Here is a 19313-nt window from a genome sequence, read left to right on the forward strand (position 1 = left end):
GAAGCAACGTTTCGCAGGCTCAGTGTCCACTAACGCCTCTTTTCGGTGACCAGGGAAACAGAACGGTTTCAGCGTCGTTGCACAGACGCACCATCTCCAAAAGCCCCGACATCACCCAACAAATCACCACGGATCTTTTGTTCCGCATCCCCCTGCGCCTTACCATCACACTTCGCCAGCAACCGCATTAAAATCAGTCTTCAACTTATGCGGAGTGATTAAGACAGTTCGCAGCCACAGTCACTTATTGGCAATTTCCCTATAAGCATTTGACCCTATGGAGATCTCGCTGCATGTGTAAAAACTGTCCGCCCATTTCAGTCCGAGAACCACCGCATGACCACTTTCCGCAAACAGGCATTCGCTCTCCTTTGTTTGATCCTGCTAGCCTGTGGCGCACAGGCGCAGGTGCCAGGCCTCCTCAGCTACCAAGGCCGCGTGGCGGTGGGTTCCGTAAACTTCAATGGTTCGGGCCAGTTCAAATTTGCACTGGTGAACACGAACGGCAGCACCACCTACTGGAGCAACGATGGCACCAGCACTGCGGGCGGCCAACCGGCAGCGGCGGTGCCACTGACGGTGACCCAGGGGCTCTATTCAGTGCTGCTGGGAGACACCACTCTGACCAACATGACCGCCGTGCCCGCCAGCGTGTTTGGTAATGCCGACGTGCGGCTGCGGGTGTGGTTCAATGATGGCGTCAATGGCTTCCAGATGCTGACGCCGGATCAGCGCATTGCGTCTGTCGGCTATGCCATGACGGCGGGCAGTGTGCCTGCCGGAGCCATCACCAGCAGCATGCTCGCCACCGGAGCCGTACAGAGCAGCAACATTGCCAGCGGAGCCGTGGGCGGCACGCAGCTCGCCTCTGGAGCAGCAGCGGCCAATCTGTCTGCCAGCGGCATGAGCGCGGTGCCCAGCGGCGGCATCGTCGCCTCCAATGACCCCGCCAGCGCCGCGCTGATCGCGCAGGGCTTTGTGCGTGATCCCAGCACCACCACCCTGGGAGAAAGCTGGACGCCCATGCCCAGTGGAGACGCCGTGGCCGGACACACCGCTGTGTGGACTGGCACGGAACTCATCATCTGGGGCGGCGTAATACCCGCCGTCAGTGCCGGTGCCACGCCCGCCGCCCTCTTCACCGCCATCAACCGCGGCGTGCGCTACAATCCCACGACGGGCGTGTGGACGCCCCTCTCCACCGTGGGAGCACCCCAGGCGCGCTTCTACCACAATGCGGTATGGACTGGCACTCAGATGATCGTGTGGGGCGGGCAGACCACCCCAGGCCTGGGGGCCAGCGCTGCGCCTGGCATGACGCTGGCCACCGGAGGCATCTATACCCCGGCCACGGACACCTGGAGCGCCATGGCTCCCACTGGAACCATCCCTTTTGCCGATGGCCGCAGCCGCGCCCAGGCCTTCTGGACGGGAACGGATCTGCTCATCTGGGGCGGCAACGTCATGCCGCAGATCCTGGGTGCCAGCTTTCCCGGCGGCGGTGGCACCGGCAAGCGCTACAACCTCGCCAACAACACCTGGTCCAGCATGGCGGCCACTCCGGCGGAAATGGGCCCCGGCAATTCCTGGTCCGGCGTCTGGACCGGCACCTCCATGATCCTGTGGAGCAGCCAGAGCGTGGGAGACTCCACCCTGCCCGCCGCAGGCATGTACACCCCCGCCACGGACACCTGGCAGACGCTGCCGCGCGTGCCGGGAAATCCCGCCATCCCCAGCAGTGGCTTCACCACGGTGTGGACGGGCACGGAAATGATCCTGTGGGGCGGCTACGATGGCACCTCCACCTACAGCAATGCCGGCTACCGCTTCAATCCCACCACCTCCACGTGGACCACGATGAGCACCAGCGGCGCACCCGCCGCACGCACCGGCCATTCCGCAGTCATGCTGGGTGGCAAAATGATCGTCTGGGGCGGACAGAGCGCCTCTGACGGCGGGTCCCCTGTGGTGACGCTCTACCAGGACGGCGGCATTTATGATCCCGTGGCAAACACCTGGCAGAACATCAGCGGCAGCAATGCTCCGCCCTACCGCAGCGAGGCCACAGTCACCGCCGCCAGCGATCGCATCATCGTCTGGGCCGGTCTGCAAACACCGGATTTGGGCGTGACCACGAAATTCCTTAAAAACGGTGGCAGCTACCTCCCCAGCACCAGCACTTGGACGGCCCTGACCAATGGCTCCCCCGCCCCGCGTTTTGGGCACACCGCCGTGTGGGCGGGCACGGAGCTCATCGTCTGGGGCGGCTCGGCCGGCAATCTGATCGGCCCCGCCAATGGCCTGGACTTCACCTTCAATGATGGTGCACGCTTCAACCCCAGCACCGGCGTGTGGACGCCGCTGCCCACCAACAACGCCCCCTCTGCCCGCTACGGCCACAGCGCCGTGTGGACGGGCACGGAAATGATCGTCTGGGGCGGGATGACCGGGAACATGCCCCCCTATGTCACGCTGAACACCGGTGCGCGCTACAATCCGCAGACCAACACCTGGACGCCCATCACCACAGCCTCCGCACCCTCCGCCCGCTCCCAGCCGGGCATGGTCTGGGCCGGAGCCCCCGTGAATCAGATGATCGTCTGGGGCGGTCTCTCAGACGGCTTTTTCATAGAGGTCAGCGATGGCAGCCGCTACGACCCAGGCACGGACACCTGGAGCGCCCTCTCCACCACCAATGCGCCGTTTGCAGGCTTTCTCGGCAGCAGCCTGCCCAGCTTCGTCTGGTCAGGCAATGAGATGCTCGTCTTCAATGCCAGCTTCTTCAACAGCACAGGCTCCCGCTACAATCCGCAAACCGACACTTGGACGGCGATGGCAGCCTCTCCCACGCCATTGAGCAACGGCCCCAACCCAGTGGCGACTCCCGTGTGGGCAGGCGGCGGCATGGCCCTCTTTCTGCCAGGATCGGGCACCAGCTCCACCGGAAACTTTGCCCTCTACTCTCCCACGGCGGACTACTGGCAGTTTTCCACCGCCAGCAGCGGGCCTGCCGGATCTCTGCAAAACCTCTCGACGGTCTGGACGGGCAGCTCCCTCATCGTCTGGGGCGGAACCACGGGCCCCACCGCCAGCTACACCGGCGGCAGCTACAGCCCCGCCACTGACACCTGGAGCAGCCTCCTTTCCACCGGAGCCCCCGCCACCACCTTTGGCACCACCGTCTGGACTGGTGGTGAAATGCTCATGTGGGGCGGCACGACGAGCAGCGGCGGCATCAACAGCAGCACAGCTTCGGACCAGGGCTACCGTTACCACCCGCCCCAGGCCTATTACCTCTACCGCAGGCCCTGATTCAACGACTCACTCTCCCTGCTCATGAAGCACCTCTGGATATTCCCCCTTCTCCTGCTCGTGCCCCATGCCCGCTCCGCTCCGCGCAGCAGCGCGAGCTACAGCATCACCGCAGACACTCTAAGCAGCGGCGGGGGGCAGGCCACCAGCACCAGCTACAGCGGAGATGGCAACCTCGGCGGCATCAGCGGCATCGCCACGGCAGCTGCTCCGGCGGAGACGCTGAAGGGCGGCTACATCGGCCAACTCACGGAAGTGACAGCATTACAAATCGCCGCAACGTCCACGACTCTCAATGAAGGAGCCACGCAGCCGCTCACTGCCACGGCGACTTTGGACGATGCAACCACGTCCGTCCTCATCTGGAGTGATCTGTCTTGGCTCACCCTCAGCGATGGTGCTCTCAGCGTTAACAGCGCGGGTCTGGCCACCGCCGGGAACGTGTATCAAACCACGGTCCTTCCTGTTTTCGGCAGCTATTGCGGCGTGAGCAACACCCTTCACCTCACCGTGGTGAACACCGGCACTGACGATCTCGGAATCTATTCCGCCGATGGCATTCCTGACACGTGGCAGGTGCAGTACTTTGGGCTCAACAATCCGCTGGCCTCAGCCAGCGCCGACCCCACCGGCACAGGGCAGACCAATCTTTTCAAATACACCTCGGGCCTTGACCCGACCGACCGTCATGCGCGCTTTCTGACCGGAGTGGGCAGCAGCGGCAATGGACACACTATCACCCTCAGCCCGCGCCTTCCCGATCGCACCTACACCGTGCAATACAGCACCGACCTGACCCACTGGCAGCCGCTCACCGGCGCCATCATCCAGGACAACGGCCAGACCCGCACCGTGACCGACCCGGATACCATCTCGACCCGCAAATATTACCGCGTGCAGGTGAGTTATCCTTGAGCCAGCGATGGTGGGAAAGGACTCTCGAACCTGAGTTCGTTCTTCAAGGTCTTGCGAGCGTGCTAGAGCGAGCTAAAGCTCGCGAGTACTTTGCTTTCCCCCACTTCCCCCACCGAACATCTGGATGCCCTCCTGGCCCGGCCTGAGCCGTTGCTGGCGCTGGCGCCAATGCAGGATGTCACCGACCTGGAGTTCTGGCGGCTGATGGCGCGCTACGGCGGGGCGGATGTCTATTACACGGAGTACTTCCGCGTGCATGCAGACTCGCACCTGGACAAGCCGATCCTCGCCTCGCTGATTCACAATCCCACGGGCAAACCGGCCATCGCGCAGATGATTGGGAATGACATCCCTTCTCTGGTGCGCAACGCCAAGGAACTCCAGCATTACAACATCGCGGCGGTGGATCTGAATCTCGGCTGCCCGGCACCCATCGTGTATAAGAAGTGCGCCGGCGGCGGTCTGCTGCGCGATGTGCCGCGCATCGAAGGCATTCTGGGCGCGCTGCGCGAGGCCATCTCCATCAAGTTTACCGTGAAGACACGCCTTGGCTTTGATGACACGGAAACGATCGACGCCCTGGTGCCGCTGTTTGCCAAGCATGGCGTGGACCTCGTCACCATCCATGGCCGCACGGTGCTGCAGATGTATCGCGAAGGCGTGCGCTATGACTTGATCGGCACCGCGACCTCAAACCTCCCCTGCCCCGTACTGGCCAATGGCAACATCAGCTCCCATGTGGATGCCGCCGAGGTGTCACAGCAGACCGGCGTGCGCGGGCTCATGCTCGGGCGCGGCGCCATCCGCAATCCGTGGATGTTTGACCAGATCCGCCAGCACGTGCGCGGCCAGCCCGTCTTCCAGCCCACCCCCGCCGACCGCCTGCGCTACGTGGAAGAACTGTACGAATGCGTGACGCTGCCGAACACCCGCGAGCTGGACATGGTGAACCGCATCAAAAAACACCTCAATTTCTTCGCCTGGGGCCTGGCCGATGCCGAGGGCTTTCTCAGCGCCATGCGCCGCTGCACCACGCGTGCCGGCATCATGGAGGTGTGTGCGCGACATTTTGGGGAATGATTCGCCATTCAACAGGTTGGGAGGGCTGCCCCCAGCCCTCCGCCGAGAGCGAGATGAACATGCGAAAAACGATTGGCAGCAGCGGAGCCGAGGGGGCACCCATGTGCACCCTAAAAAGTAGATCCCTATCAGTTTAGGCGTGACAAGACATCCGCTGGGTTATTCTTTTGGAGAATGAAATTGGCTCCATTGATACTGCTGGTGGGTTTGGGCATGGTCGCGGATTGCGCGTGGGGAGAAGAGGCGGTGGTGAATTCTTTGGGAATGAAGTTTGTGAAGGTGCCTGGAACGAAGGTTTGGATGTGCATCCATGAAACGCGGAAGGGCGATTATGCGGCCTATGCGAAGGAGAGCCCGAAGATCGACATGTCGTGGGAGAAGATCGAGGCCTATGGGGTGCCTGTCAGCGAGGGGGATGATCACCCAGTCGTGAATGTGAACTGGGAGGATTCGGTCGCGTTTTGTGAATGGCTGAGCAAGAAAGAAGGCAAGGTCTATCGGCTGCCGACGGATCGGGAGTGGAGTTATGCAGTGGGCATTGGGACGAAGGAGGAAAAAGGACTGACTCCGGAGAAGCTGGATGCGAAACTGAAGGAGATTTACCCCTGGGGCAAAACGTGGCCGCCGCCGACGGGTGTGGCCAATCTGGCAGACACGGCCGGGGCGTCGAAGATTCCGGGACTGGTCGTGGTTCCGGGATACACGGACGGTTTTGTGACGACGGCGCCGGTGATGAGTTTTCAGCCTAACAAATTAGGCATCTATGATCTGAGCGGCAACGTGTGGGAATGGTGTGAGGATTGGTATAACCAATCGCGCAGGGAGAAAGTGCTGCGCGGCGGATCGTGGAGCTATGATCCGCTGAGCCTGCTGTCATCCGACCGGCTGTATAACGCGCCGTCCACGCGGGATATGTATCGGGGATTCCGGTGTGTGTTGGTGAGTCCCTGATGCCTTCCATCCACCTGCGCCGGGCCTTTGCTCGCCCCTGCCCAGATTCCGCCGTAATTTTCACAGTCTTTCCTCGTATTGGACATCCGCCCAAGCCTATGCTATCGCCCGCACCCATGTTTTCTCCCCGAACACTCCTTCCACTTCTAGCCCTGGCTCCCGCGTTTCTTGGCGCTGCGGAGAAGATTGATTTCAACAAGCAGATCAAGCCCCTGCTCGAAGGTGCCTGCACCCACTGCCACGGCGCGAAAGAGGACAAAGGCGACTTCCGCATGCACACGCTGGAAGACATCAAGAAGGGCAATGAGAATGGCCCCGGCCTCACGCCCGGCGATTTGAAAAAGAGCGCTATCTACACCACGCTGCTGCTCGGCGCCGATGAAGACATGGCCATGCCGCCCAAGAAGGAAGGCGCTCTGGAAAAGTCGCAGATCGAAGTGATCAAGACCTGGATCGAGCAAGGCGCTGAGTGGCCCGATGGCGTGGTGCTGGAGCAGACCCCGCGCATCAAGTTTGAAAAGCACATCCAGCCGATTCTGGAGCAGAACTGTGTCTCCTGTCACAATGCCGACAAGGCCAAGGGCGACTGGATCATCACTACGCGGAAGGAAGCCTTCACTACCGGCGAAAACGCCCCGAACATTCTCCCCTTTGACCTCAAGAGCGCGATCTACCATGCCACGACACTGGCCGCTGATGACGACGATTTGATGCCGCCGAAGAAGAGCGGCGGCCCTCTGAGCAAGGAAGACATCAACTTCCTCCGCCTGTGGGTCCTGCAAGGCGCGCCATGGCCTGAAGACCTCAAGCTGACCGCGAAGGAAAAGAAAGGCCCGGCTTCGACCAACCCGGACAACCTGGAACTGGTGAAGAAGATTCACGCCTTCATCGTGCAGACCTCCAAGGAGAAGAAAGAGGCGGAGATGAAGCCTTATGATTCCAAGATCCCGAAGACGGGCATCCCATTCAGCATGGTGGTGATCAAGAGCGGTGAATTCACCATGGGCAGCCCTGACAGCGAAGCCAACCGTGGCGATGACGAAGGCCCGCAGGTGAAGAAGACCATGAAGCCCTTCTGGATGGGCAAATACGAAGTGACCTGGGATGAGTATGAACCCTTCCAGCTCACCAGCATCGGCCGCAACAAAGACGGCTCCCGCCAGGTGTGGAAGCCGACCGACAAACCGGAAGACCTCATCTCCCAGCCGACCCCGCCGTATCAGCCGATGGACTTCGGCATGGGCCGTGACCGCTACCCAGCCATCTGCATGACGCAGCACGCTGCCAACAAGTATTGCCAGTGGCTCAGCGCCCAGACCGGCCAGTTCTACCGCCTGCCGACTGAGGCCGAGTGGGAATATGCCGCCCGTGCCGGCACCAAGACCGCTTATTTCTTCGGCGACGACAAGGCACAGCTCAAAGACTACGCCTGGTACTTCGACAACGCCCCGAACTTCCAGTACGCGAAGATCGGCCTGAAGAAGCCCAATCCTTGGGGCCTCTACGACATCTACGGCAACGTCTGCGAATGGTGCCTTGATCAATACACCCCCACAACCCCAGCCGCTTCGATTCTCGGCAACGACTGGGTGCGCTCCAAGACCCCCTACCCGCATGTCGCTCGTGGCGGCACCTATGACGACGATCCGGAACTTCTCCGCAGCGCCGCCCGCAAGGCTTCCGATCCGCTGTGGAAACAGCAGGACCCGCAGCTTCCAAAGAGCATCTGGTACCTCACGGACGCGACCTGGCTCGGCTTCCGCATCGTGCGCCCTCTGGAAATCCCCACGGTGGAAGAGATGTTCGCCGCCTGGAACAACGGTGTCGCCAAAGAATAACGACATGCTTTTCCTCTGATCTTAAACAGGCCGCTGCTCCCCAGCGGCCTGTTTTTTGATCACCCACGATTCCCCGATACGTTCAAGCCTGCCACTCTCACCTCAAACTCCCCACTGACGCACTCATGACCCAGCCCAAATCCTCCAACAATGGTGCCATGGCCGCACTGATCGCCGCATTCCTCGGCTGGCTCTTTGACGGCTTTGAAATGGGGTTGTTCCCGCTCATCGGCAAACCGGCGTTGCAGGACTTGCTGCCGCAGGCGAGCGCCATCGTGCAGACCCAGTGGTTCACGGTCATCATTGCCGTCTTCCTTGTGGGCGCTGCCACCGGCGGCGTGCTTTTCGGCTGGCTGGGAGACAAGCTCGGACGCGTGAAGGCCATGACCCTGGCCATTTTCACCTACGCCATCTTCAGCGGCCTCTGCGCCTTCGTCACCGAGGCCTGGCACTTCGCCGGTCTGCGTTTCGTAGCCTCTCTCGGCATGGGGGGCGAGTGGGCTCTGGGCGTTGCTCTGGTCAATGAAATCTGGGGCAACAAAAACCGCGCCTGGATTGCCGGCATGATCGGCGCCGCTTCAAACATCGGTTTCCTGCTCACCGGTCTCATCAGTTGGAAGCTGAACGCCAGCCTGGACGTCGTCACCGGCTGGATTCATGCCATGGGTCTTTCCCCGGAGAACACCGAGTATCTGCTGCACAACCGTGCGTGGCGTTTCATTGCCGTCAGCAGCGCTCTTCCGGCCATCATCAATTTCTTCATCCTCGTCTTTGTACCCGAGTCCCACAAATGGGAGGCGGAAAAGAAATCCGGCAGCACTTCGCACTGGGCCACGATGGATCTGCTGGGCGTGCTGATTGCCTGCATCGCGGCCATGGGTATCATTTATGTGTGGTCACCCTTGGCAAAAATTGGCGGTATCGGAGCTGGTTTGGTGACGCTGGTGGGTCTTGCCATTGCTTTGTGGGGCTACATGCACCCGATGCGCCAGTATATGTCCCGCTCCGTGGCAGCCGGCAGCACGCTGACGGCTGACCGCAGCGTCATCATGCGCAATCTTTTCATCGGTGCCGGACTCGCCGCCGTGGCCTTGCTCGGCACCTGGGGCTCCGCGCAGCAGGCCGCCCGCTGGGCTTCCGATCTGGCACCCAAGAACAGCACTCTGCCCGTGATCGATTTTGTGGTTATCTCCACCGCCCTTGGTGCGATTATCGCCACCCTTATCACCCCCTTCATCGCCGACAAGCTGGGACGCCGCGTGACCTACACCCTGCTCTGCGCAGCCGCCCTCGCGGCTTCGCTGGGTTTCTTCCGTTTCAATGTTCCCTTTGTTGGCAATGAGATTCCCACCACGCTGATCACCACCGCATTCCTGCTGGGTGGCATCACGGCCTCCTTCTACGGCTTCTTCCCGCTCTACTTCCCGGAACTCTTCCCCACCAGCGTGCGCGCCACGGGTCAGGGCTTCTGCTTCAACTTTGGCCGCCTCATAGCCGCCATCGGCGCGCTGCAACTCGGAAATCTGACGGCCATGTTTAAGACAGACACCGTCACCGTGGTGCAGTCCGCCGCCAATGCCTACTCGGTCCTCTCCTGCATCTACCTCGTGGGAATGGTGCTGGTGTGGTTCGCACCCGAGACCAAGGGCCGCACTCTGCAATAACCCCCAATTGGGGACATTGACTCAAACCTCTCTCTGAAAGAATGTTTGCCAATTCTCCTTTCATAGATAATAATAAGCGTACATTAACCTCTCACAAATAAGAAGTTATTCACCGCACTGAGTAAAAACTTATGGATTCTATGATTTTACCTTGATCCTACCAATGGATCTTGTTACATTAGTCATTATTCAAGAATTTCTCGGAAACCATAGCTCTAAGGACACCCTCCATGATTAACGGAACCAAAAACCCCGCCAAAGACCACGCCAAGCTGGCAGATTTCATCCTGTTCAGTCAGCGCGAGTTTTTGCTTAATCTCTCCCGTGAGCTGAACCGAGATAACATCTCCTTTGCTCAATTCTTCCTGCTCGGCTACCTCGCTACGTCGAAAGAGCTGACCATGACAGACATCGCCCGCAAGATGGGACATTCCACCGCTGCCGCCACCGGCCTCGTGGACCGTCTTGAAAAGCTCGGCCTCATGGAGCGCACCCACGCTGTGGATGACCGCCGCAAGGTGCTCGTTCGCATCACCTCCCGTGGCATCGAACTCGTCAGCCGCCTGCGTGACGAGCTGCAGAATCAAATCGCTGACGCCATGAGCGAAACCTCTTCCGCAGATGCCGACAGCTTCATGAACTCCTATCGTGCGCTAGACACAGCGGCGACCCGCTAAGCAGCTGTTTCTCCATTCTTTTGCAAAGGCGCTCGGTTTATCCGTGCGCCTTTGTTTTTTTCATGGCAGAACAGTCCTGTGATGAATCACAATCAACCTTGGATGACTTTCCCTGCCCTCGAAGCACTGCCCGGATTTGCGCATCGCTTCACCCTGCGGCACCCCGACATTGATGTGAACGACGAGCGCGCTGTCGTCGTGAGCCGCTTGTGGGACTGGCATCGCTCCCAGGCTGAGGAACTCGGCTTTTCAGGTACTGCTCTGTGCATCGCCGAACAGGTGCATGGGAGGGAGGTGGCGGTGCTCACGGCACCCACGAGCGAGGTCATTTCAGGAACCGACGGTCTTATATCCAACGTTCCAGGCCTGGTCATCGGTATCTACGTCGCCGACTGCTGCGCTGTTTATCTCGCCGATCCACGCACTGGAGCCTTCGGCGTCGTACATTCGGGCAAAAAAGGTTCCGAGTTTGGCATCACGACGCAGGCGATCGAGAAAATGCAGCAGCATTATGGGACGCACCCGGAGGATCTGCACATCCAGTTGAGTCCCTGCATTCGGCCTCCAGCTTATGAGATCGATTTTGCTGCGCAGATTCGCCAGCAGGCCCTGGATGCCGGCGTTCCTGCAGCGCATATCCATGACACCGGGCTGTGCACTTCTTTGGATTTGCGCGGCTTTTATTCCTACCGCATGGAGAAAGGCCGAACCGGGCGCATGCTGGCGCTGCTCGGTCGCACTGCTTGATCAACCATGACCTTTCATTCACCCGCCAAAATCAATCTCTGGCTGCGCATTCTCGGCAAACGGCCGGACGGTTTTCATGAGGTGCAGACCCGTCTGTGCCGGCTGGCCCTGGGCGACACGGTCGAAATCGAACACCTGGGCAAAGGTACCAATGTGACCCTGACCTGCTCAGATCCCACCGTGCCGCTGGATGAAACCAATCTGGCCATGCGCGCCCTGCGTGCCTTTGAAAGCCGCACCGGCAGGCAGTCCTCCTGGCGCATGCATCTGGAAAAAAAAATACCAGCAGGCGCAGGTCTCGGCGGGGGCAGCAGCAATGCAGCCACGGTGCTGATGGGGGCCAATGAACTCGCAGGCTCACCGCTGACGCAGGCGCAGCTTATCGAACTGGGAGCGCAGATTGGTTCGGACATCCCGTGCTTCATTCTCGACAGCCCCGCCGCTGACGGTGCCGGGAGAGGCGAGCAGGTCACCGGGGTGGATTTCCCCTGGCAGCTGCCGCTGGTCCTGATCAAGCCTCCCTTCCCCATCCCCACCCCTTGGGCCTACAAGAACTGGGCCGACTCCAAGGAGATCCCCAGCATTCTTTATGCCCCGCAGCTTTGCCCCTGGGGTGCCATGTCGAATGATCTGGAGCGGCCCGTTTTCCAAAAACACCTGCTTCTGCCCACCCTGAAGACCTGGCTGCTGGAGCAAAGCGAGGTCCACGCCGCCCTGATGTCGGGCTCCGGCAGCACCATGTTTGCCATCACTGATACACCAGCTCAGGCGGCAGAACTGGCCGTCAAAGCCCGTGAATGGTGCGGCGAGACTTCCTGGGTCCAATCCACCATGACGGCGGCGGCTTAGCAGCACCTGCTGAAAAGATTGAGGCCGGGCGGCTCCCGATTCCGCCCGGCCTCTGGTTTGTTCAACCTCAACTTGGCCCTGCGGTGAAGCAGGGGTTTTAGTCAACAACCAATCACTCTCAAGACCCAGTCTATGGAGGGCTGAAATCCTCGCATTTACTGTACCGGGGTTAGTGAGGGGTAGATGGCAGAGTGTTGAAAAATGATGAAAATATTTTTGCTGAAGACTGTTCACCTTATCCTCCCATGCCCGAACTCCCCCCACTGACCGATCCCGAACGCGCTATTTATGAATGGCAGATGTGGGTGCCAGGCGTGGGTGAGGAGGGCCAGCGCAAGCTCAAAGGAGCCTCGGTGCTGATCTCCCGCGTCGGCGGACTGGGCGGTCTGGTGGCGCTGGAACTCGCTGCAGCGGGCGTGGGAAAGCTGGTGCTCGCCCACGGCGGTGATCTGCAGCCGTCAGATTTGAACCGGCAGCTGTTGCAAACGCACGATCACATCGGCAAACCACGCATGGATTCCATCGTGCGCCGCCTGCAGGAACTCAATCCCCGCTGTGAAATCGTGGGCGTCGCGGAAAACGTTTCTTCGGCAAACGCCGATGCACTGGTGGCTCAGGCGGACTTCGTGGTGGATGCCGCGCCACTGTTTCAGGAGCGGCTGGCTTTGAACGCCGCCGCCATGCGTGCAGGCAAGCCGATGGTGGAATGCGCCATGCACACGCTGGAAGCCAGCGTGACGACCTTTGTGCCCGGCAAAACGGGCTGTCTGGCCTGCTACGTGCCCGAAGTGCCTCCCACGTGGAAGCGGCAGTTCCCGGTGTTTGGCGCGGTGTCAGGCACTGCGGCCTGCATCGGGGCCATGGAGGTCATCAAGCTGATCACCGGCGTCGGCGAGACGCTTTGCGGGGTGCTGCTCTCCATGGATCTCTCCACGATGCAGTTCCGCAAGATCCGCCTGCCGAAGCGTGATGACTGTGCGGTGTGCGGCTGATTTATTTCGCCACGAAGTCCACCACGCAGACCTTGTCGAGCAGAGGCTTGAGCTTGGCAACGAAGGCTGAGTGCTCTGGATGCGGGAGATACACGTCAAGGCCCGCCTTGTCTTTGAAGGTGACGAGGAAGCAATGCGTGAAGCCGTCGTTGAGGCCTTCAGGGCTCACATTCGTGCCCCACTCAAAGGCGGTGACGGTGTTGACCTTCTTGGTGAGCTCGATGAAGGCGTTTTCAATGCCCTGTACCTCGGCCGGTGTGGCGCTGTCCTTGAATTTGAAGAACACAACGTGGCGGTAGGGGGCGTCTGCAGCGGTGGCGAGGGTGGTCATGGCGGAAAAGAGAATGGCGAGGGCGAAGAGAGCAGCTTTCATGGTGCGCGAGAATGTCGCAAAGAGCACTTTGAGTCAACGCTTCAAACAGGTTGCGCCGTGGCATCGCGCATGCTCCTTAACCTTATCTATGAGCCATTGGGACCGCTTTCAAAAGTACTTCGTTCGTTACTCCAACCTGGGATTCTCCATCGACATCAGCCGCATGGCTTTCGAGGATGACATCTTCAGCAAAATGGCACCCCGCATCGAGTCTGCCTACAAGGCGATGATCGAGCTCGAAGCCGGTGCCATCGCCAATCCGGATGAGCAGCGCATGGTCGGCCACTACTGGCTGCGCAACGCCCGCCTCGCCCCCAATGACGCGCTTCAGCATGAAATCAGCGAGACCCTCGCAGCGACGCTGAAATTCGCCGCAGATGTCCACTCCGGCGCGATCACGGCAGCCAATGGCCAGAAGTTCACCCGCGTGCTCGTCGTGGGCATTGGTGGTTCGGCGCTCGGCCCTCAGCTTGTCGCGCATGCCATCACCCCTGCAAATCCGCCACTGGCGATCTCCTTCCTCGACAACACGGACCCGGATGGCATCGACCGCGTGATGGCCCAGATCGGTGACGAACTGGCTACGACTCTCACCATCGTGATCTCCAAATCCGGCGGCACCAAGGAAACTCGCAACGGCATGCTCGAAGCCGAAACCGCCTACAAGGCCGCAGGGCTCGACTTTGCCAAGCATGCCGTCGCCGTGACGGGCGTGGGCAGCGAGTTGGACAAGCACTCCACCGCGCAGGGCTGGCTGACCCGTTTCCCCATGTGGGACTGGGTGGGCGGACGCACCAGCCTGATGAGCGCCGTGGGCACTCTGGCCGCAGCCCTGCAAGGCGTGGACGTGCTGCAGTTCCTCGCCGGAGCCGCAGCGATGGATGTGGAAACACGCCAGCGTCCCGCCATCGAAAACGCCGCGATGCTGCTGGCGCTCATGTGGCACCAGGCCGGCAAAGGCAAAGGTCTGAAGGACATGGTCGTGCTGCCCTACAAGGACAGGCTGGTTCTCTTCAGCAAGTATCTCCAGCAGCTGGTCATGGAAAGCCTGGGCAAAGAGCACGATCTGAACGGCGCCGTGGTGAATCAGGGCATCGCCGTCTATGGCAACAAAGGCAGCACCGACCAGCACGCCTATGTGCAGCAGCTCCGCGATGGGGTGAACAATTTCTTCGTCACCTTCATCGAAGTGTCCAAGTCCCGCGACACCGCCTCCCTCGAAGTCGATCCCGGCTTCACCACGGGCGACTACCTTCAGGGCTTCCTGCGCGGCACCCGCAAGGCGCTGGCCGAGAAAGGCCGCGAATCGATCACGCTTACCATCCCCGAGCTCAACGCCTTCACCCTGGGCATGCTCATCGCTCTGTTTGAGCGCGCTGTCAGCTTTTACGCCAGCCTGGTCAACATCAACGCCTACCACCAGCCCGGCGTTGAGGCCGGAAAGAAAGCCGCCACAGACTTCCTGACTCAGCTTGCCAAGGTGCGCGCTGCACTCACCGCTACAGGCAGCACGGCTGACGAGGTGGCCTCCAAGCTTGGGATTGATGCCGAGGATGCATTCCACATGCTCAATCACCTGGCCGCGAATGCTCAGGCCCGGATTGTTGCCGCTGGGGACAGCCCGGCGCGCGATCAATTCGCAGCTCCGTGACAAATCGCCGTTTGCACACCTTACATGGGCAACCTATAAATTGCGCCCCCTGTGAAGCCAGCCGTCCTTCGGCGATAAAGTCATGCGTGATATTCCCATCCCCTACCAAATCGCCTGCGTCATACTGACCGCCCTTTTCATCTGGTCGTTCAGCATTGCGCGGGAACCACGAGGCTGGCGGCGGCTGTTTCAGTCCATGTTCTCCAAATCGGAGACCTTCTCCGTCAACAAGAACAAAGTCATCGACGAAGCCTTGAAGCGCTATGGCATCGTGATTGCCATGGTCATTCTAGTGATCGATGTCTCCTGCTTTGTCCTCGGTGTGACCGACCGCTATCGTGACAAAATGCGTGATCTGACTCCTGAACAGCGTGAAAGCATTCAGGAGATCAACAAGTATCAGAACAGCAGCAAATCGGGCGGCCCCATGTGATCAGGCTTTCCGTTTGGTCACCAGAGTGTCTGCCACCAGATCGTGCAGGCAGCGGCGGTCTTTGCGGAAGATCATGAGGTAGTCAGCCATCAGCAAAGCCCATCCCATGCCTCCGAAGTAAATGAGGCTGGTGAAGACAAGAATGGTGAAGAGGATCGCCCGCAGCAGCAAGGCCTTGATGAAGCCGGCTCTCGCACCATCAGGAAAACGCACCACCTGAATGCCCAGGCAAAGCTTGCCAATCGTCTGACCACGCAGGGTGAGCAACACCACATTCACGATCAAGGCCATGTCAAAAACCAAACTCGCGAGCGGCAGTTTCATGCCGCCCGATGCCTGAAGCTTTTCCGCCCGCTTCTGCATGGCGTTCACCATGGCCGTCGGATCGTTTTGCAGCTTCTGGGTTTCCTCCACAAATGCCTGATCAAAAACCATGGTAAGGACGACCCAAAGCGGCACGATGATCAGGGCGAAATCGATCATTTTGGCGGCAAACCTCTGGCCCAATGACGCCATCTCAAGGCGAATGACCTGATCCTGCCTGACTTCGGCGCGCAGAGCTGTGATGGAGGGCTGCTCGGAGATGGACGGCGCAACCACCTCGGGATTTAGCTCCTGCAAATGATCCTTCAAAGTCTCCCAGTCCTTCATGCCTTCCGTCCAGCAAAGATCGGTGGGTTTGAAACGTCCCTCCCGCAGTCCGGCGCTCACATCCAGATCGTTGAATGTGCCGAGCTGTTCTTCGCCGCGTGCCAGATGGTATTTCATGTATATGCCTGTTGCTGTATGTCGTATGCTAGATAGCTGCTAACCCGCACGCATCAAGCTCCCATCCCGATTGAAAACCATCGCCCGCGTCTTTTCCTACCTTCGTCGTTACCCCTGGCTCGGCTCCGCCCAGATCGCCTGTGCCATCATCGGTACACTGATGGTCATCGTTTTTCCGCACATCACCCGCGAGGTTATGGACGTCGTCGTGCCCGGCAAGCAATGGGACCGCCTCGGTCCGCTCGCCTGCTGGGCGCTGGCCGCCTACTTTGCCCAGCATCTGTTCAATTCCCTGCGCATCCAGCTCAACAATACCTTTGAGCAGAAGGTCATCTATGACCTTCGCAGCGACATCTACCAGCGCCTGCAGACCCTGCCCCTCCGTTGGTTCGACAACCGCCCCTCCGGTGACATCATGACCACCGTCGCCGAGGACATCCCCTCTGTGGAGCGTGTGCTCATTGATGGCCTTGAGCAGGGGCTCATTTCCGTGCTGCAGATCATCGTCGTGGGAGGCTTCATGCTGCAGGCAGACGTCACTCTGACGCTCTATGCCCTCATCCCCCTGCCCTTTCTTATGGCCGGTGCCCTGCTCTACACCCGCACCTCCAAGAACCGCCACAGGAAGGTGCGCAAGGCCAGCAGCGCCATGAACTCCCTGCTGCAAGACAACGTCTCCGGCATGCGCCAGATCAAAGCCTACGCCATGGAGCGCGAGGAGCATGAACGATTCAACCGCGCCAGCGGCGCTCTGCGCACCGCCACGCTCCACGTCATGCGAATCTGGTCCATCTACCGCCCGGGCATGAATTTCCTCACCAGCACCGGCATGGTCATCGTGCTCTGGGTGGGCGCACGCCAGCTCATGGCTGGCAGAATTCAAACAGGCGACCTCACCGCCTTCCTGCTGCTCCTCAAGTTTTTCTACGATCCCATCGAGAGCCTGCACCAGCTCAATCAAATTCTGCAAACCGGTCGTGCTGCTGGAGAACGCGTCTTCGACATCTTGGATGCCGAACCGGAAGCCGACACCACAGGTGGACGCGAGCTGTCCGGCGTCACCGGCCATGTTCGCTATGAGAATGTCGGCTTTAGCTACGCAGGCAAGACGCCCACCGTGCATGGCGTCTCGCTCGACGCACATCCCGGTCAGACCATCGCCCTCGTTGGACCGACGGGCGCAGGCAAATCCACCCTGATCAATCTGCTCACGCGCTTCTATGAATACGATGAAGGCGTCATCACCATCGATGGTGCGCCCGTTCACGAACTCAACAAGGCCTGGCTGCGCCGCCACATCGGCTACGTCACACAGGAGAGCTTTTTGTTCAACGGCACCGTGCGAGAGAACCTCGTCATCGGCCGACGCGATGCCACCGATGAGCAGCTCTGGGAGGCTCTGAAAAGCGCCAATGCGGATGCCTTCGTCAAGCGCCTGCCTGATCTGCTCGACACCCATGTGGGCGAGCGCGGCGTGAAACTCAGCGTGGGTGAAAAGCAGCGCATCAGCATCGCCCGCGCGCTGCTGCGCAATCCGCCCATTCTCCTGCTGGACGAAGCCACCGCCAGCGTGGACACCGAAACCGAGCGCCAAATTCAGGAAGCGCTGGAGCACCTCATGGCGCACCGTACCAGCTTCGTCATTGCGCATCGTCTCAGCACCGTGCGCAATGCGGACCGCATCTACGTCCTCGATCACGGTCGCATCATCGAGCAAGGCACGCATGACGAACTCATCGCCCAGGAAGGCATGTACGCCCGACTCTGCCGCACCTCCTTAATCGCCGCCGAAGTGGCGGCTGAGTGAGATTTGTGTTGAGTTATCAGTCCGTTCGCTGACAACCATCCCACATGTCTCTCTCCCTTCTGCTGCGTGCAGCCTTCGTGTTTGCCTTCTGCATCTCTGCCACCTTGGCCAGTGCGGATGAACCCGTGACCCGCTGCCACAAGGTCAATGCCCCGGTGGGCCTCGTCATCCGCAGCAAGCCCGGCACCGATGGCAAACGCCTCGGAGCACTTGAGGAGGGTACCAAGGTCACGCTCGCAGGCAAGGCAGTGACCAATGACAAGACCAAGGTTCTTCCCGTCGTGTCCCAAGATGCCCAGGACCCAGAAGCTTCCTGGATTCAAATCTCCGCCCCCAAGGCCGGCTACGTGCTTTATCGCGTCAGCGGCAGCAGTCCCTACGATTACCTCGTTCCCTGCAAGTAACGTCATTTACTCACACAAACACCGGCGGAAGAAATCCACCGTCATGCCCAGGGCCTGACGGGCGATCTCGGCATCGTAGCGCAGGCCTTCATCGCGCAGGAAGGCATGGGCGGCATTGAATTCATGCCAGGTGAAATTCACACCAGCAGCCGTAAGCGTCTGGTAGATCATGGCACGCCCCTCGGCGGGCACATGCGGGTCCTGCCGGCCAAACACCATCATCAACTCGCCTTTGATGTCTGCAGCACGAGCCAGCGAATCATCGTTCATCCCAGCTCCCAGGCTGCGCTTGTGCAGGTCCGTTGGGTAAAAGCACGTGGCAGCAGCAACATCCGGCTGCAAGGCTGCACGATAGGTCAGATGCCCGCCGATGCAGGGGCCAAATGACCCGAGCCGCCCTGTGCAATCGGCGTGAGATTTCAGGTAATCGAGAACCGCACGGTTATCCGCATCGTAGGCAGCCACAGGTTTCTCCGTCTTCAGTTTGTTGCCCACATCTGAGCCCGCTTGATCGTATGCCAGCACCGTTCCCGCAGGCAGATATTCATGGTAGATCTCCGGCAGCGCCACAATGAAGCCATGCCCGGCCAGATAAGCAGCCGTGCGGCAGATGGGCCCCGTATTTTGAAAGATTTCCGAGTGAAACAGCAGCCCCGGAAAACGGCCCTCCCCCGCTGGACGCAGCACCAGCGTGCGCATCGGACCGGTGGGTGTGGTGAGTTCGACGATTTCAGGTTCGCGGAGAGTCATGGAGAAAAGAGTGGAATGAGCGGGCACGATGCCGATGACTGCAAGCACCTCAATTCACAGTTTTCAATTTTGATTCGTTTCACTCACCCTTCGGGCTGCCTG

The 19313-nt window shown here is 60.1% G+C and carries 17 protein-coding genes; 14 read left to right on the top strand and 3 right to left on the bottom strand.

From position 1 onward, the window contains the following. Window positions 1-336: 336 nt before the first annotated feature. From AC3RLQ_RS06980 to AC3RLQ_RS07025, 10 genes are all read left to right on the top strand, one after another. Window positions 337-3312 carry a Kelch repeat-containing protein gene (locus AC3RLQ_RS06980; RefSeq protein ID WP_493035618.1) on the top strand — a complete coding sequence of 992 codons (2976 nt, stop codon included), beginning with the start codon at window positions 337-339 and terminating at the stop codon, window positions 3310-3312. Window positions 3313-3336: 24 nt separating this feature from the next. Then, a complete protein-coding gene (locus tag AC3RLQ_RS06985; RefSeq protein ID WP_493035620.1) occupies window positions 3337-4227 on the top strand; it encodes a hypothetical protein in 891 nt (296 codons plus the stop codon). Window positions 4228-4317: 90 nt separating this feature from the next. Beyond that, complete coding sequence (locus AC3RLQ_RS06990) at window positions 4318-5307, top strand: tRNA dihydrouridine synthase (RefSeq protein WP_493035622.1); 990 nt, start codon at window positions 4318-4320, stop codon at window positions 5305-5307. 174 nt (window positions 5308-5481) lie between these two features. Further along, window positions 5482-6258, top strand: a complete 777-nt coding sequence (locus AC3RLQ_RS06995) for a formylglycine-generating enzyme family protein (RefSeq protein WP_493035624.1) — start codon at window positions 5482-5484, stop codon at window positions 6256-6258. A 116-nt stretch (window positions 6259-6374) separates the two neighbouring features. Next, window positions 6375-8096 carry an SUMF1/EgtB/PvdO family nonheme iron enzyme gene (locus tag AC3RLQ_RS07000; protein WP_493035626.1) on the top strand — a complete coding sequence of 574 codons (1722 nt, stop codon included), beginning with the start codon at window positions 6375-6377 and terminating at the stop codon, window positions 8094-8096. Between the two features lie 125 nt (window positions 8097-8221). Next, on the top strand, window positions 8222-9760 hold the full coding sequence (locus AC3RLQ_RS07005) for an MFS transporter (RefSeq protein WP_493035628.1): 1539 nt from the start codon (window positions 8222-8224) through the stop codon (window positions 9758-9760). Window positions 9761-9990: 230 nt separating this feature from the next. Further along, window positions 9991-10437 carry a MarR family transcriptional regulator gene (locus tag AC3RLQ_RS07010; protein WP_397383518.1) on the top strand — a complete coding sequence of 149 codons (447 nt, stop codon included), beginning with the start codon at window positions 9991-9993 and terminating at the stop codon, window positions 10435-10437. Between the two features lie 102 nt (window positions 10438-10539). Beyond that, the gene (locus AC3RLQ_RS07015; RefSeq protein ID WP_493035631.1) at window positions 10540-11184 is read left to right on the top strand and encodes a purine nucleoside phosphorylase YfiH/LACC1 family protein; all 645 of its coding nucleotides are present in this window, start codon (window positions 10540-10542) and stop codon (window positions 11182-11184) included. 6 nt (window positions 11185-11190) lie between these two features. Beyond that, entirely contained in the window at window positions 11191-12033 is an 843-nt protein-coding gene (gene ispE / locus AC3RLQ_RS07020) for a 4-(cytidine 5'-diphospho)-2-C-methyl-D-erythritol kinase (RefSeq protein WP_493035633.1), read from the top strand. 245 nt (window positions 12034-12278) lie between these two features. Continuing rightward, window positions 12279-13025, top strand: coding sequence for a HesA/MoeB/ThiF family protein (locus AC3RLQ_RS07025; protein WP_493035635.1), 747 nt, complete (start codon window positions 12279-12281; stop codon window positions 13023-13025). A gap of 1 nt (window position 13026) precedes the next feature. Here the strand turns inward: AC3RLQ_RS07025 and AC3RLQ_RS07030 are convergent, their stop codons facing one another. Beyond that, window positions 13027-13398 (bottom strand): Dabb family protein, encoded by a 372-nt coding sequence (locus tag AC3RLQ_RS07030; protein WP_487688029.1) that lies wholly within the window; start codon window positions 13396-13398, stop codon window positions 13027-13029. 88 nt (window positions 13399-13486) lie between these two features. Here AC3RLQ_RS07030 and AC3RLQ_RS07035 point away from each other — a divergent pair, with 88 nt between their 5' ends. Both AC3RLQ_RS07035 and AC3RLQ_RS07040 read left to right on the top strand, forming a co-directional pair. Further along, entirely contained in the window at window positions 13487-15049 is a 1563-nt protein-coding gene (locus AC3RLQ_RS07035; RefSeq protein WP_493035637.1) for a glucose-6-phosphate isomerase, read from the top strand. A gap of 82 nt (window positions 15050-15131) precedes the next feature. Beyond that, window positions 15132-15482: a hypothetical protein gene (locus AC3RLQ_RS07040; RefSeq protein WP_397384852.1), complete on the top strand. Its 351-nt coding sequence runs from the start codon at window positions 15132-15134 to the stop codon at window positions 15480-15482. Here the strand turns inward: AC3RLQ_RS07040 and AC3RLQ_RS07045 are convergent, their stop codons facing one another. Next, a complete protein-coding gene (locus AC3RLQ_RS07045) occupies window positions 15483-16250 on the bottom strand; it encodes an RDD family protein (RefSeq protein WP_493035639.1) in 768 nt (255 codons plus the stop codon). Window positions 16251-16320: 70 nt separating this feature from the next. Between AC3RLQ_RS07045 and AC3RLQ_RS07050 the strand changes: the two genes are divergently transcribed. Further along, complete coding sequence (locus AC3RLQ_RS07050) at window positions 16321-18057, top strand: ABC transporter ATP-binding protein (RefSeq protein WP_461527880.1); 1737 nt, start codon at window positions 16321-16323, stop codon at window positions 18055-18057. 44 nt (window positions 18058-18101) lie between these two features. After that, window positions 18102-18461 carry an SH3 domain-containing protein gene (locus tag AC3RLQ_RS07055; protein ID WP_493035641.1) on the top strand — a complete coding sequence of 120 codons (360 nt, stop codon included), beginning with the start codon at window positions 18102-18104 and terminating at the stop codon, window positions 18459-18461. A gap of 6 nt (window positions 18462-18467) precedes the next feature. On the opposite strand, the gene AC3RLQ_RS07060 is transcribed toward AC3RLQ_RS07055, so the two are convergent. Then, a complete protein-coding gene (locus tag AC3RLQ_RS07060; RefSeq protein WP_493035643.1) occupies window positions 18468-19211 on the bottom strand; it encodes a dienelactone hydrolase family protein in 744 nt (247 codons plus the stop codon). Between the last annotated feature and the right edge of the window lie 102 nt (window positions 19212-19313).

The sequence above is a fragment of the Prosthecobacter sp. GW821-HT29F12 genome (genome assembly GCF_058803405.1).

What these genes read in the sequence shown, in the direction of transcription:
- AC3RLQ_RS06985 (WP_493035620.1), top strand. Translation starts at nt 3,337, where the DNA reads ATGAAGCACCTCTGGATATTCCCCCTTCTCCTGCTCGTGCCCCATGCC.
- AC3RLQ_RS07045 (WP_493035639.1), bottom strand. Translation starts at nt 16,250, where the DNA reads ATGAAATACCATCTGGCACGCGGCGAAGAACAGCTCGGCACATTCAAC.
- AC3RLQ_RS07060 (WP_493035643.1), bottom strand. Translation starts at nt 19,211, where the DNA reads ATGACTCTCCGCGAACCTGAAATCGTCGAACTCACCACACCCACCGGT.
- AC3RLQ_RS07015 (WP_493035631.1), top strand. Translation starts at nt 10,540, where the DNA reads ATGACTTTCCCTGCCCTCGAAGCACTGCCCGGATTTGCGCATCGCTTC.
- AC3RLQ_RS07010 (WP_397383518.1), top strand. Translation starts at nt 9,991, where the DNA reads ATGATTAACGGAACCAAAAACCCCGCCAAAGACCACGCCAAGCTGGCA.
- AC3RLQ_RS07035 (WP_493035637.1), top strand. Translation starts at nt 13,487, where the DNA reads ATGAGCCATTGGGACCGCTTTCAAAAGTACTTCGTTCGTTACTCCAAC.
- AC3RLQ_RS07055 (WP_493035641.1), top strand. Translation starts at nt 18,102, where the DNA reads ATGTCTCTCTCCCTTCTGCTGCGTGCAGCCTTCGTGTTTGCCTTCTGC.
- AC3RLQ_RS07030 (WP_487688029.1), bottom strand. Translation starts at nt 13,398, where the DNA reads ATGAAAGCTGCTCTCTTCGCCCTCGCCATTCTCTTTTCCGCCATGACC.
- AC3RLQ_RS07040 (WP_397384852.1), top strand. Translation starts at nt 15,132, where the DNA reads ATGCGTGATATTCCCATCCCCTACCAAATCGCCTGCGTCATACTGACC.
- AC3RLQ_RS06980 (WP_493035618.1), top strand. Translation starts at nt 337, where the DNA reads ATGACCACTTTCCGCAAACAGGCATTCGCTCTCCTTTGTTTGATCCTG.
- AC3RLQ_RS06995 (WP_493035624.1), top strand. Translation starts at nt 5,482, where the DNA reads ATGAAATTGGCTCCATTGATACTGCTGGTGGGTTTGGGCATGGTCGCG.
- AC3RLQ_RS07025 (WP_493035635.1), top strand. Translation starts at nt 12,279, where the DNA reads ATGCCCGAACTCCCCCCACTGACCGATCCCGAACGCGCTATTTATGAA.
- ispE (WP_493035633.1), top strand. Translation starts at nt 11,191, where the DNA reads ATGACCTTTCATTCACCCGCCAAAATCAATCTCTGGCTGCGCATTCTC.
- AC3RLQ_RS07000 (WP_493035626.1), top strand. Translation starts at nt 6,375, where the DNA reads ATGTTTTCTCCCCGAACACTCCTTCCACTTCTAGCCCTGGCTCCCGCG.
- AC3RLQ_RS07005 (WP_493035628.1), top strand. Translation starts at nt 8,222, where the DNA reads ATGACCCAGCCCAAATCCTCCAACAATGGTGCCATGGCCGCACTGATC.